Annotated in this window: 11 protein-coding genes; 9 read left to right on the top strand and 2 right to left on the bottom strand. The window is 35.1% G+C overall.

All coding sequences use genetic code 11. The annotated features are described in order from the left end of the window. Nucleotides 1-217: 217 nt before the first annotated feature. From JOC86_RS05060 to JOC86_RS05030, 7 genes are all read left to right on the top strand, one after another. Nucleotides 218-1147 (top strand): ABC transporter permease, encoded by a 930-nt coding sequence (locus tag JOC86_RS05060; RefSeq protein WP_205170099.1) that lies wholly within the window; start codon nucleotides 218-220, stop codon nucleotides 1145-1147. 12 nt (nucleotides 1148-1159) lie between these two features. Continuing rightward, entirely contained in the window at nucleotides 1160-2071 is a 912-nt protein-coding gene (locus JOC86_RS05055) for a carbohydrate ABC transporter permease (protein WP_205168659.1), read from the top strand. A 130-nt stretch (nucleotides 2072-2201) separates the two neighbouring features. Further along, nucleotides 2202-3788, top strand: coding sequence for an extracellular solute-binding protein (locus JOC86_RS05050; RefSeq protein WP_239587383.1), 1587 nt, complete (start codon nucleotides 2202-2204; stop codon nucleotides 3786-3788). Between the two features lie 247 nt (nucleotides 3789-4035). Continuing rightward, nucleotides 4036-5064, top strand: coding sequence for a family 20 glycosylhydrolase (locus tag JOC86_RS05045; protein WP_205168658.1), 1029 nt, complete (start codon nucleotides 4036-4038; stop codon nucleotides 5062-5064). A gap of 53 nt (nucleotides 5065-5117) precedes the next feature. Next, nucleotides 5118-8216, top strand: coding sequence for a cellulase family glycosylhydrolase (locus JOC86_RS25140; protein WP_205168657.1), 3099 nt, complete (start codon nucleotides 5118-5120; stop codon nucleotides 8214-8216). Between the two features lie 206 nt (nucleotides 8217-8422). Then, nucleotides 8423-9700 (top strand): alpha-L-fucosidase, encoded by a 1278-nt coding sequence (locus JOC86_RS05035; RefSeq protein WP_205168656.1) that lies wholly within the window; start codon nucleotides 8423-8425, stop codon nucleotides 9698-9700. A gap of 237 nt (nucleotides 9701-9937) precedes the next feature. Beyond that, complete coding sequence (locus JOC86_RS05030; RefSeq protein ID WP_205168655.1) at nucleotides 9938-10282, top strand: hypothetical protein; 345 nt, start codon at nucleotides 9938-9940, stop codon at nucleotides 10280-10282. Nucleotides 10283-10432: 150 nt separating this feature from the next. Here JOC86_RS05030 and JOC86_RS05025 read toward each other — a convergent pair whose 3' ends face one another. Next, a complete protein-coding gene (locus tag JOC86_RS05025; protein WP_239587382.1) occupies nucleotides 10433-10864 on the bottom strand; it encodes a MarR family winged helix-turn-helix transcriptional regulator in 432 nt (143 codons plus the stop codon). A 172-nt stretch (nucleotides 10865-11036) separates the two neighbouring features. Between JOC86_RS05025 and JOC86_RS05020 the strand changes: the two genes are divergently transcribed. Next, a complete protein-coding gene (locus JOC86_RS05020) occupies nucleotides 11037-11459 on the top strand; it encodes an organic hydroperoxide resistance protein (RefSeq protein WP_205168654.1) in 423 nt (140 codons plus the stop codon). 89 nt (nucleotides 11460-11548) lie between these two features. On the opposite strand, the gene spoVB is transcribed toward JOC86_RS05020, so the two are convergent. After that, nucleotides 11549-13078 carry a stage V sporulation protein B gene (spoVB, locus tag JOC86_RS05015; protein ID WP_205168653.1) on the bottom strand — a complete coding sequence of 510 codons (1530 nt, stop codon included), beginning with the start codon at nucleotides 13076-13078 and terminating at the stop codon, nucleotides 11549-11551. Nucleotides 13079-13484: 406 nt separating this feature from the next. On the opposite strand from spoVB, the gene JOC86_RS05010 reads away from it, so the two are divergent. Then, nucleotides 13485-13634 (top strand): hypothetical protein, encoded by a 150-nt coding sequence (locus tag JOC86_RS05010; RefSeq protein WP_205168652.1) that lies wholly within the window; start codon nucleotides 13485-13487, stop codon nucleotides 13632-13634. Nucleotides 13635-14735 lie beyond the last annotated feature (1101 nt).

Here is a 14735-nt window from a genome sequence, read left to right as displayed (position 1 = left end):
TTGCACCGGGAACTACTCCTAAAAGTGTTGCTAGACCTTATTTTTCCATGTGTTTACAACGTATAACAAAAATAACATATTTATTAAAATCATTATTTTCGTATAAATTTAAAATATTCAGAAAATATAAGGGGGGGTTAGAAAGATGAATGAAAGCCAAGTTACTACGAATCAGAATAAGAGCCAGTTAAAGGTTGAAACACGCAAAGATCATTATATGCTAGATCCAAAGATTAAGGTAAAGAAGAAGAAAACGAAGAAAATAATCCGTAATTGGGAGTTGTATTTATTTCTGCTTCCCACACTAGCTTATTTTGTTATCTTCCATTATATTCCGATGTATGGGGTTCAAATTGCCTTTAAAGATTTTCTTCCTTCCACAGGAATATGGGGCAGTGAATGGGTAGGATTTTCTCATTTTACTCGTTTTTTTGAATCCTATTACTTTTGGGACCTTATCAAGAATACACTTGGAATCAGCATTTATGAGCTTATTGTCGGATTTCCACTGCCGATTATATTAGCCCTTTCCATAAATGAAGTGAAAGATGGATTGTTTAAACGAAGTGTTCAAACGGTTACTTATGCTCCCCATTTTATTTCAGTAGTGGTTATGGCGGGTATGATTATAGCATTTTTATCACCTGCAACAGGTGTTATAAATCATTTTATAAGTGCACTAGGGTTTGACCCGATTCCATTTATGAGTGATCCAAGCTGGTTCAAGTCAGTTTATGTGTTTTCAGGTGTCTGGCAAAGTACTGGCTGGGGAACGATTATTTATCTTGCCGCATTAGCAGGAGTCGATCAGCAATTACATGAAGCAGCTATTGTAGATGGGGCAACGCGATTGCAACGCATTTGGCACATTAATATACCTGCCCTTGTTCCCACTATGATTATCCTATTAATCTTAAATGTAGGAAGTATTCTATCAGTTGGTTTTGAAAAAATCTTATTGTTACAAAATCCGCTCAATATCGATTCTTCAAACGTCATTGCAACGTTTGTTTATAAAGCAGGTTTACTTGATGCACAATACAGCTTTGCCGCAGCCGTTGGATTATTTAATGCTGTAATCAGTGCCATTTTATTAGTAATAGTCAATCAAATTGCTAGAAAAAGAAGTGAAACAAGTCTTTGGTAAGGGGGAGAAACTATGAGTTCAGTTGTAAAAGAGACTAAAACAGATAAAATCTTTAAAGCAATGAACTATGTATTTTTATTAATAGCATTATTACTTGTCCTGTACCCTTTAATTTATATTATTAGTGCGTCTGTAAGTAATCCATCTGATGTTAACTCAGGGGAAATGTGGCTATTTCCAAAGGGATTTACTTTAGATGGGTATAAGCTTATTTTTGAAAATGACCAAATTTGGAGGGGATATTTAAACACTATTATTTATACGGTATTAGGGACAGCGGTAAACTTATTATTTACCCTCCCCGCAGCCTATGCACTTTCACGGAAAGACTTAGTAGGTAGAAATATATTTATGGGAATATTCGTATTTACGATGTTTTTCAGTGGAGGGTTAATCCCTTCTTATCTATTAGTTAAAAGTCTTGGAATGCTCGATACGATTTGGGCTATGATCCTACCAAATGCTGTAGCTGTTTGGAATTTAATTGTAGCGCGTGTTTTTTTCCAAGTAACCATACCAAAAGAGCTTGAAGAAGCAGCCGTTATTGATGGTTGTACTAATTTAAAAATGTTTGTGAAGATCGTTTTACCTTTATCGACTCCAATCATTGCAGTAATGGCCTTATTTTATGGGGTTGGACATTGGAACGGTTATTTCAATGCATTAATTTACCTATCAGATAAAGATTTATATCCACTTCAGTTAGTTTTACGGGAAATTCTAGTACTCCAGGCAATGTCATCAGATATGGCAGGTGGCACCATTTCAAGTTCAATGGCAGAAGCTCAGCATTCGAAGGCAGAGCTTGCACAAATCATAAAATATGGTGTGATGATTGTTTCAACATTACCAATTATCATTGTATATCCATTTTTACAACGTTATTTTGTAAAAGGGGTTATGATTGGGTCCGTTAAGGGCTGAAATTCACGTCCTACTTTTCCTTCAGTTAAACTAGCAGTTAATTTACTAGGCTTTGAGGAGGTGATTTGAGAAGTAGATCTTTATCATTTACCAAGATGAAAATATAAATGAATGAAAGGGGCCATGGAAATTGAAAAAAGTTCTTATTATGATACTAACACTTGTTTTAGTCACGTCCATGTTGGCAGCCTGCACTGAAAAATCTAATAATAATGAAAATGCAAAAAACAAAGTAGCGATCAACAAAGAAGGTTTTCCAATTGTTGATGAAAAACTCAAAATGTCTATAATGGGTCCCGATGTCGGGCAAGCGAACTGGAAGGATATGGCCTTTTTTAAAGAAATGGAAAAAATGACAAATGTTCAGTTCGAATTTACGACACCACCACTGAGTGATTTTGAAACAAAATTAAATCTAGCTTTTGCAAGTGGGGAGATCCCGGATGTTCTATTTGGTTCATCTTTAACAGCAGAACAAGAAGTAAAGTATGGTAAACAAGGCGTATTGATACCTTTAGAAGATTTAATTAAAAAATACGCTCCAAATATTCAAAAAATGTTTGAAGAAAATCCTGATGTGAAAAAGTCGATTACCACTGTAGATGGCCATATATATTCATTACCGATGGTAGATAAAAATGCCGTATGGTATATGGGGCCATTATGGTATAACGGTAAATGGCTTGATGCATTAGGAGTTAAGGAATTACCTAAAACAACGGATGAACTTTACACATTATTAAAACGATTCAAAACAGAGGATCCGAACGGGAACGGAAAAGCGGATGAAATTCCTTTCACCTCAGTCGCATTAGATGATGCTCGTCTCTGGCTTCTTGGTGCTTTTGGACATACAGCATGGGGAATTGAAGAAATAAATGGCGAGGTAAGCTATACGCCAATTGAAGATGGTTATAAAGAATATTTAAAATTTATGAATAAGTTATATGATGAAAAATTAATGGATCGAGAGGTATTCTCACAATCAAATGAACAGAAAAAAGCTAAAGGACAATCCAATAGAGTGGGTTTATTCCAGGATTGGTATTCTTACTTTACAACAGGAGATAAGGAGGAAGAAGCTGATAATGACCCGATGTTTCATCCTATCTCTAGTTCTGTTACAGACGAACCGGTAGCACCGTTAAGCCCAGGAATCTACCGTGGACAATTTTCTATTACGAACAAAAATGCAAATCCCGCAGCAGCGATTCGCTGGGTTGATTATCTTTACTCTCAAGAAGGTAGTGAACTTCTGAATATTGGAAAAGCCGGGGATGTATGGGATTGGGTAGATAAAGACAAAGGAACTAGGAAATTACTAGAGTCACCGATAGAGGGTAAAACAATTGAAGACTATCGTGGAACGACTACGCCTGATTTCGGTATTAATGTTCCAGCATTACGATCAACTATTGAAGGCTTCCCTGTACCGGAATTTAAGAAATTCATTGATTTAGAAACCGATAACAAAATAAAACCATTTGCAAAGATACCATATCCATTAGTTTATTTAACGCCAGAAGAACAAGAAGAAGTCAGTAGAATTAATGCAGATTTAGATACTTATGTCGAACAGATGGAAGCAAAATTTATTACCGGTGTAGAACCAATGTCAAGTTGGGATAAATACGTGAAGACAATTGAAGATATGGGGGTTGATAAGTTAATTCAAATTTATCAAGATGCATATGATCGCTGGGATAAAAGTGAATAGTCATAGAGCAATATAGCTTTTTTCCAAAAGAAACAGCACTATAGAATAAAGGCTCGTATTATTCGTGATTAAGATACATTACGGAAATGATACGAGCCTGTTATTTTAGAGAAGTCAAATGGTTATTATCCTTCAAAAAATACGAGAAACATAATCTATTAAAAAAAATGTCTCAAATTACATTATATATGACTCAGGATTATAGCTTTCCAATTGAAATTAATTAAAACTGGGAGGATGAGGTCTTATGGAAAGAAATGAACCTGTAAGGGCTTTTCATTTACGATTTGGATCACATGAGCTAACAGAATCTTTTAAGCAGTTCATAGAAAAAGTCTTGGCACCAAAGGGCATAAATCATTTAATAGTTGAATGCAATACATCCTTTGTATTTGAATCACATCCAGAAATAACGGCTGGAACATTAACAAAGCAGGATGCAAGGGAAATCACTGCAGTCTGTAAACAAAACGGGATTCGTGTGATTCCTCTTTTTCAATGCCTAGGTCATCAAGGATGGGGAGGTGCTCCTAATTCTATTTTGAGAGTATATCCAGAGTTCGATGAAACCCCCCATATCCCATTAGATGCTAAGTGGCCAGATTTTTTCTGTAGAAGCTGGTGTCCGTTACATCCAGAGGTGAATAATCTTGTCTTTGAACTATTGGACGAATTAATCGAAGCTTTTGAAACGGATGCTTTTCATGTTGGAATGGATGAAGTGTACGAAATCGCTGATGATCATTGTCCTCGCTGTAAAGGAAAAGAACGATCTGACTTATTTGCTAAGGCTATAAACGATATGTACGGACATTTAGTGAAAAAACATGGATTACAAATGTATATGTGGGCTGATCGATTAAATGATAGTGAGAAAACGGGCTACAACCAATGGGAAGGAGATACTTTTGGAACTCATAAAGCAATCTCTTCTATTCCCAAAGACATTGTGCTTATGGATTGGCATTACGATAAACTAGATTCTTATCCTTCCATATCTATTTTTCTGGAAAAGGGATTTTCCGTAATACCAGCATGCTGGTATAAAACGGATGCTGCGATTGATTTACTTGAAGAAAGTGTCCGTCAAGCAAATGAAACCGCTGTCAGCGAAAGAATGCAAGGCATGGCGGTAACATCATGGAACCAATGGGATAAAGAAGCGTTTGACAAATTTATGAGTATGAACGCTGACTTTGCTAGTAAGGATGGAGAATTAGAAGAGTTGACTGAACTTTATCGTACTCTAGATATCATCACTGGGAAACTTACATAGTGAATAAACAATCGATAGTGATGTGGAATCGAAAACAAGGAGGACGAGACTAAGTGTGTAAAGTTGTGATTTTTTATGATGAATCGTTCCCTTTTGAAGGGCAAAAGCCACCCAAAGACATAATAAAAAAATTAGAAAAGCAGGCTTTTTTAGTAAAAGCCGAAGATTTAGAGGATACATTACAAAATAAAAGTGAGCTAGATTGTTTTATCAATTTGCACGGGTCATATTTCCCGAAAAATGTCTGGGGTTCGATCATGGCAAATTTTAAAAAAGGGAAAGGGTATATCGGAATAGGTGGTGCACCTTTTAGAAAACCTTGCAACCTACTCAATGGTGAATGGATTCCAGAAAGAGAACAAACCGCCTACCATGCAGAGTTAAATATACACGAGGTATTAACTGTCGATAAAAGTCCGATTGTAAAATTAATTCATAATAGTGAGTTTCCAATTTTTAAAGATTATGAGCACCTTTTTTCCGTTCAAAATACAGCTAATTTTATATTACATCCAACCAAATCGTCTTCTATTAAACATGAAATGGGGTCATGTGGTCCAATTGATGCAAGGATATATCCTTTATTGAAGGGGATTTCTAGTAATGATCGAGAAGTTGCCGCTCCTTCTGTATTAATAGAAAACTATAAAGGTCAGTTCACAGGAGGAAGATGGGTTTTTATTAACCAATTATTATCAAATGAATTTTGGAATGGCAGGGGATGCCAGTTTTTAATGGAACTGGCAGACTTTTCTGCTAAAGGTGTAACAGAGTTTTGGGTAAAAACGAATTATGCTACTTATTATAACCATGAGACCCCTGTCGTAACATTTCAGTCTCAGTCTTTACTAAATGACAAAACCAATTGGAGTTTAGAGCTTGCCATCACTAAAGATAGGATAACAATTGAAAAACATAGCTTAGACGTTTCTATTACAAATGAACTGAATATTCATACTATCTATTTAAGAACAAAAAAATTTGATCCTGGATTGTATGAACTTACATGCAGGTTAGTAAGCAGTTTAGGAGAAGAAAGAATCATCCAACAGGGCTTCTGGTTTATGGATAAAGGTTTGCTGGAATCCGGACAGCCATTAACATGTGGGAGAGATTATTTCATTAAGGATAACCATCCTTTACCTATCGTGGGTATGACTTATATGACCTCAGACGTAGCTAGGTATTTCCTGTTTTTGCCCAATCCAAGTACCTGGAATAAAGACTTTTCTGCGATGAAAGCTGCAGGTATAAATTATGTAAGAACAGGTATATGGACAGCATGGCGGAATATGATGTTCATTGATGGCCATATGGATGAAAGTATATTAAGAGTTATTGATGCATTTATTCTTACTGCAAAACAGCATGGGATGGATTTAACATTTACATTTTTCTCCTTTACACCTGAAGAATGGGAAGGGAACAATCCATACCTAGATCCAAGAAGTGTTGAAGCTCAAAAGCGATTCATCGCCTCGATAGTCCAAAGACATAAAACAACTACGAATGTAAATTGGGATCTTATTAATGAGCCATCATTATTTGACCCTAAGCAAACGTTTTCAGGACCGAGGACATTACAAGATCTCTTTGATTATCGCGACTATAAAGATTGGGTCATGGAAAGGCATAGTACGATTGCTAAGGTTCAAGAAAGATGGAATATGACACCGATTGAGCTACCTTCCTTTGATCATGTAAAACCACCACAATTTAAAGATATTAACTCACATGTTCAGGACATGGCAACTGGGAAAAAAGGATTGAACTGGTTAGATTACACTCTATATACAATGGATAAGCACAATGAATGGATCACAAAGCTTACACAATCTATTAGAAAGCTATCATCTAATCAGTTAGTAACGGTAGGACAAGATGAAGCATTAGTTTCCGGTCGTCCGTCACCATTTTTTTATAGTGAAACCGTAGATTACACCTCCAATCATACTTGGTGGTGCATGGATCAATTACTCTGGGACGGAATCTTTGCTAAGACCTTCAAGAAACCAAATTTGATTCAAGAAACGGGTATTATGTATGTAGAAAAACCGAATAATCAAGCGAAACGTACAGAAGAAGAACTTCGAAATATCTTGGAGAGAAAATACGCATATGCTTTCGCTGCAGGAAATGCTGGTGCTGTACAATGGCTTTGGAATACAAACTACTTTATGAATAATATCAATGAATCGAATATTGGAGCACTCCGGGCAGACGGTACTGAAAAACCAGAAGCAAATATTTCTTATGATTTTGGAAGATTTATGAAAAACATTGGGTATTTATTTGATAACCGAAAGCTAGAAGATATTGTTGTGATTTTTCCGTTCTCGAATGATTTTTCTAATAGAAGGCTCGCTTTTGATGCAACGACCAAATTAACTCGAGTATTAGCATATGAGCTAAACCAGCCATTTCGAGCCTTAAGTGAGTATGATCTAGATAGCTTATATGATGAACATCCTAAGGTAATTATTGTTCCAAGTCCACATAATTTCAGTTCAGATGCACTTGAAGAAATATTTACTTATGTTAAGGCCAATCATGTAACCCTATTATTTACAGGTCCATTAAGTATTGATGAATATTGGACGGATACCTATCGTGTAAAAGAGATAATAGGATCGACTAAACTCGTAAATGTCCTCAGGGAAGAAGTGTTCATGATAAATAATGAGGTTCATTTTGTTTCGTTCGGACAAAGAAGGATTGCCGAATTGGTGAAAGAAATAGATGAAAACGGAACTGGAATACCAAAGGTTAAAAAATGGGACTATGGAAATGGGAAAATCATTTGGTCACCACTACCAATAGAGTTGAATGAAAGAAACGAATCAATAAATGCTTTATATCAATATGTATTAAATCATGCAGAAATACAAGATCATCTAATTTGGCATCAAGGGAATCTTCCTGGAATTTATGGGCGTAAATTAGATTTTGAAAAGGGAAAACTATTTATCTTTATTTCAGAATATGGTGTCAATACTTTTACCAAGATTAGCGATCCTGAGACCGGTCAATCATATGAATTTTTACTAGAGTCAGAAAGAAGTGTTTTATTTGCAACCGATAGAGAAGGAAAAATACTAGACACCTATCGTGGAGAAGAAGTGAATATAGCTATAGACATGATTAATGTTTAAACATAAGACGTATAAAGACTATTACGTAAATAGTGTTGTTTTTTTATGAGTTAAGACCTATAAAAAGGATTATAAATAACTCATTTCTTCGAGTCTAGACTCAAAAATCTGACATCAAGTTCATGAAGGGATTCAGAATTTTTATTTCCTGACACAGTGGCTACAAAATTTACGAAAACAGCCTGAATAAATAAGGAGGTTAAGAAATGAATACAAGAGAAGAGCGTGTCAAGTGGTTCATCGACGATCGATTTGGTTTATTTATCCACTGGGGGCTTTATTCGATTCCAGCAAAAGGTGAATGGATTCGCAGTAATGAACACTTGAGTATCGAAGACTATCAACCTTTTTTTGAGGAGTTCAATCCAATCTACTATAATCCCAGGGAATGGGCCAAGACAGCGAAGGCGGCTGGACAAAAGTATGTGGTTTTAACAGCAAAGCACCATGATGGTTTTTGTTTATTTGATAGTCAATTAACAGACTATAAGGCAACGAATACACCTGCCAATCGTGATTTAATTAAGGAATATGTAGAGGCATTTCGGGAAGAAGGCTTAAAAGTAGGACTTTATTACTCAATCATTGATTGGTATCATACGGACTTCCCTAAATTTGGTGATCGAATACATCCGATGCGGGGGCATAAGGCGTTTAAAGATGAAAAAACGAATTTTTCACAGTATATTTCCTATTTTCATGGACAGGTAAAAGAACTACTAACAAACTATGGGGAAATTGATATTTTGTGGTTTGATTTTTCATACGATGATATGACAGGGGAAAAATGGGAAGCAACTAAACTTGTTGAAATGATAAGGTCGATTCAGCCCAATATTCTTATTGATAATCGCCTTGGTGGAAATATTATGTTATCCGAACCTGAAATCTATGCAGGTGACTTCTATTCACCAGAACAAATTATTCCTGTTTCCGGAATTGTCAATCAAAGTAATAATCCGATTCCGTGGGAAGCCTGTATCACCTTAAACGATCACTGGGGTTATCATTCTAAAGATTTAAATTACAAATCTCCAATGCAAGTAATAAGGACACTTGTAGAGTGTGTTAGTAAGAGCGGAAATCTATTATTAAATGTTGGTCCAAATGCCAAAGGGGAAATTCCTGAACAGTCATTAGATATCTTAAAAGAAGTGGGGAAATGGATGAAACAAAATGGCACGAGCATATATGGATGTAAAGCCTCTCATTTACCAAAACCTGAATGGGGAAGGTATACACAAAGAGGAAAGTATCTATATGCCCATGTGTTTGATCGCGGAATAGGGCCAATTTATTTTCAAGGATTAAAAGGGAAAATAAAGAAAGCACGTCTACTGGCCGATGGTAGTGAATTGAAAGTGGAAGTACCTTGGATGGCTGAGCAGTATTCAGATATCCAAAATGGTGCATTTATTAACATTCAAAGCGCTAGTTTGCCAGATGAGTTGGATACAGTTATAGAATTGGAGTTAGTAGACTGAGTTGTTCGGACTTAGTTATATAAATTGAATAATTTGATTTCTTGGAGTGTGTATTGGAGAAAGCCCTTAGAGAGGAGCAAGCTTATGTATCGCTGCCTATCTAAGGGCTTTTTTATTCTTTCTAATCCTTTATTTAAATAGGATGTAATTCTATAGAAATACAACTGAAAACTTTCATTGTTAAAATGTAAATAGCTATTAATCTTGATACAAACTATACATAAAAGGAGTCTGATTATGGAGGACCATGTAAAAAAGTCTTTAGAAGAATGGAAACAAGAAATTTGTGATTTGTTGGTTGAAATAGATAAAGAATACGAACAAATTAAATTGGAACTACAGGTGTATTCTCATAAATTCAGTATTACAAAACAGGTGATCCAATCTACGGTCAATGAAGAAATGATTCGAAATATCCGTGAACTTTATCACACACCTTTTGAACAAAAATTCATCAAATTAAAAGAGGATATTAAAGACCTAGAGGAAAAGAAAAAAGTGTTTCAGATGTTTGTCGATAAAATTGATAAGGTGAAAGGAAAAGAAGAGGATAGGGTGTATGCACCTGTGCAAACAACTTAAACGGTAAAAAGATAAATTTTACTCAGTCATTTTATGAGAAAGTTTCAAATTATAAAAAAAGAGCTACTTGAATAAAGTGGCTCTTTTTTATGGAACAAAAGCTAAAGGCAAAATAATAATGTGCCGAATCGTTACATAATAACGATTAGATTACTTACATTGGATCCGTTCTAGTATCATTTCAAGAGCTTTGTCTAACATTTTTAATTCATCCTGGTCCATGGATAGGTTTTCCAATAATTGAGAAGGAACACAATTTGCTTTTTCTTTTAGTCTTTCTCCTTCTTCAGTAAGAGAAATGATTACACTTCTTTCATCTTCTAATGAGCGTCGACGATTAATCATATCATTCGCTTCCATCCTTTTTAGCATTGGAGTTAGCGTACCAGAATCTAATAATAACTTCTTGCCTAGTTCCTTAACGGTTATAGAATCCTCCTCCCATAAAACCAATAATACAAGGTATTGTGGATAGGTAACTCCTAGTTCAGCAAGTAATCCCCTATATAATCTGGTGATCTCTCTTTCAGCAGTATATATCTTAAAACAAATTTGATTTTCCAACTTTAAAATATCATTCATATTACCGATCCTTTCAGAGGTTTATAGTCATTATAGTCCATGAAGTCACTAATTGACAAACAATTAAATTGTGTAAAATTTAATTGTTGACATTATAAAATAGGAAAGTTATTATGATTGTGTAATATTATATTGTGCACAATATAAATTTAATCAAGAGGAGTGTTTGAAAATGGATTCATTATATACAGCTAAAGTAACGGCAGAAGGTGGAAGAGCGGGAAGAGTACAAAGTAGTGATGGCACATTAGATCTACCACTATCTATGCCAAAATCGCTTGGTGGCCAAGGACTTGAAGGAGCCACAAATCCTGAACAGCTGTTTGCTGCAGGTTATGCTGCCTGCTTTGATAGTGCCCTGAATTTAGTTGCGAGACAATCCAGAAAGAATATTACATCAAGAGTTACTTCAGAAGTTTCTATTGGGAAAGATACGGATGGGGGATTTAAGCTTGATGTCGTACTATTTATTGGAATCAATGGTGTTACGTTAGAAGTCGCTGAAAAATTAGTTGAGCAAGCACATGGGGTATGCCCTTATTCGAAAGCAACTAAAGGAAACATACATGTGAAACTGAATACAGAATTAATTTAATTGGAGTTGGGAATGAGGGGATAGGTTTTGTTACCTATCCCCTGAAAGAATGAAATAATGATTTCGCTGGAATGGAAATGTAGATCGAGTTATTTTTTTCTAAAAGAAATGACTTTGAAAGATTTTAAGAATAATAGATAAATGAAAAATGATAATGATAAAGAAATGATTAATAGTAGTATTTGACTTTTTATTTCTCCACTAAAATAACTAAGGGCTAATAGACCGACGAAACCCATCATGACTCCTGATAGGATCACTTTTATAAATTCAATTAGAACAAGGTGGATGCCAATTAATTTTGATATAGTGAAGAAATGAAGGGATGCCCCTAATACGATGCCTGCACATATAGCTAAGGAAACCCCATGAATACCAAAGTCTGGATTTGAAGCTAACACAAAGATCAAAACTAGTTTAAAAATAGAAGCCATTAGGTCATTGATCATGACAATATTTGCTTTTCCTAGCCCAATTATGATTGATTGTAAAGGTATGCGAAAGTATTGTAAAAGATAGAAAGGAGCCATCATTTTTAAAAGTATAGCTGCTTCTGGTGCCTTATAGATGATGGTTGTTAACCTATCTGCAAAAACATATAAGATTATCGTGCTTGGGACTCCTACAATTAATGCAATTCTAAAAGCTTGCTGTGTCCTTTTGTGGATAAGAGATAGATCACCTTTTTCATTTGCTTCACTAATGGCAGGGATTAAGGGAACAGACATAGAGTTTGTAATAAAACCTGGAAGCATTAATAATGGTATTACATAGCCCATTATGAGCCCGTACTGTTTCGTTGCCAGTGCTGTTCCGATACCAGCTAAAGCCAAACTTTGCGTAATGATGATAGGTTGAAAAACACCAATTATTGAATGTATCAGTCCATTACCTGTTGTAGGAAGACCTGTTTGTAGTAGATCATAGAAAATTCCTTTGCCTTTGCTCATTTGTTTAATGAAGGAGTGCCGTAATGTAAACTGTTTCCGTTTTGCCCATTTAAAAATGGATAAAAGATAGAGTAGGGAAAAACCTTCTCCAATAACCCCACTTAGTACCGCTCCAGCAGCAGCGTATTCAATCCCATAAGGAAGCAGCCATTGAACTAGAATAAAGATAAATCCAATTCTTACAACTTGCTCAATAACTTGAGAAAGTGCAATAGGGGTCATATTTTGTTTACCGCGGAAGTACCCTTTAATGACTGAAGATATCGCAATAATCGGTACAATGGGTATAACAGCGATCAGAGAATAATATGCTCTTTGATCTGCTAGGAAAAAGGAAGAAAAAAACCTCGCCCCCATTAAGGCACCTATCACTAACACAAAGCCGATAATACTTGTGGTTGCCAAAGAAACAATAAGAATTTTTTTCACCCGTTGATGGTCTTTCTTTACTTCTGCTTCGGCTACAAGCTTTGAAATAGCAACAGGCAAACCTATAGTTGTCAACGTAATAAGCAAGCCTGTTACTGGCAAAGCCATCATAATCAAACCAACACCTTCTGACCCGATGACATTTGCCATCACAATTCCGTTCGTGAACCCTAGTATTTTTGTAATAAAAGCTGTAATTGTTAGTATGATTGTTCCTTGTAGAAGACTTTGTTTAGCCAATTAAATGATCACCCTTTATCTTGTCCATATTTATGTATATGAAGATTAAAGGATGCTAATGTGCTACTTTCTTGGATTTTATATATAACCTTAATCGATTTATAAAAGTAATTGATTGATCATTAAGGCGATCCTTTAATTAATCATTATGTTGATTAAAAATGGGACATACATAATGGTCCTTAAAAGGGAAATTAGTATTTAATTGGTATTAGATGGTAGGTGAGCATACATGAATGGTGATATCATTTTATTATTAATAATCATCATCTTCTTATTAATTTTTCTCCTATTAATCTATCAAGGGTTATTAATTTAAAGTAATCGATAATTTAGTTGGGGATTTACAATAGCTATTGATCCTAATTAAAGGAGGAAATATAACAGGTTGGGGTGGTAGTAAACCATGGGAAGTCTCAGTCTAAAAGAGACCCTTGATCTAGTTCTAGCTGAAAAAAGTGAGCTCATTATGGCAGTAAAAAGTGCTTATTATAATAAGAACGATGAAACCGTCGTTGTTGTTGATGCGATAAAACAATCGATAAAGAATATCTAATCACATATAGGTTGATCCTTATTACTCAGGGGAACTAGCATTTACCAACACGCACCGATAATGATCTACACTTTTTATGATTTCCGTCGGTGAGATAAAGGAAAGAGCTTGTTTGGAACAGGCTTTTTTTATATTTGGAAAACAAATTTTTAAAAAACGTGATTTGATCTAACACTTTTATAGATCATCAACCGTTACACTCTTGTAGATGCTTTTAATGAAGATTAACAAGGATCTTCACTTTTCCAGTACGTGGGGACCAAGAAGAACCAAGACGTATAATTAGGACCTGATGTCTTTTAAAATTGTCGATGAGATCGGAATAAAGGAGTCTAAGCTTGCTCCGAGTCCTTCACTTATGGATAGGCAAGTCTTTTGCATTAGGCCTATACTAATCTATTAACATTGTTAGAGTTCCATCATTACTTTTTGCCCAATGGCTTTTTCCGCTGGTTCCTTCTTCTCCCGATGTATGGTGTTATATGGACTATAGTTGCTCTTTTAATTGTTCATAACTGTAATAAAAAAATTGAATCTATTTAAACGTAATTCATATTCATGACATTTGTATCAATTTGGAAAATTTAACAGAAAAAGATAGAAACTTGCCAACATATCCCTTAAGATAAACTTGTGTTTTGAAAAAAATGTAAGGAAGGAAAGTAAGTTAAAATTATTTAAAAATTAGTATGACCTTCTTAACACTCTCAACCTTTTTAACTCCTTGGTTATCATCAGAAAATGTTCCTGCCTCTAGATGCATTTCTTACATAACTCCAGCCAGAATAATCAGAAAAGTAATTGTCAGACCAATTAAACTATCAATATAGTATGTACCACACGTAGCTCCTTCCGTAATGATCTTTTTATAGCCTATAAGTAACATTTTGTCTATTTTTGGGGGTTAAACAATGAAAAAGGGACTGTCCCCAAAATAGATAGAAGATGTATTGAAGTTTTCTTCTATCTATTGAAGTTGTAGTTCCTGACACCTTGGTTTTGGGACAGCCCCTACTCCAAAATTGAATTTCCGAGAGACTACTTTGAATTTGAGGGGGTGTTTCTCCATAGAAAATAGAACTTAAAAATGGCTCCACGAAT

The organism is Rossellomorea pakistanensis (assembly GCF_016908495.1).
Classification (GTDB): domain Bacteria; phylum Bacillota; class Bacilli; order Bacillales; family Bacillaceae_B; genus Rossellomorea; species Rossellomorea pakistanensis.
This window is presented reverse-complemented; position numbering and strand designations above follow the sequence as displayed.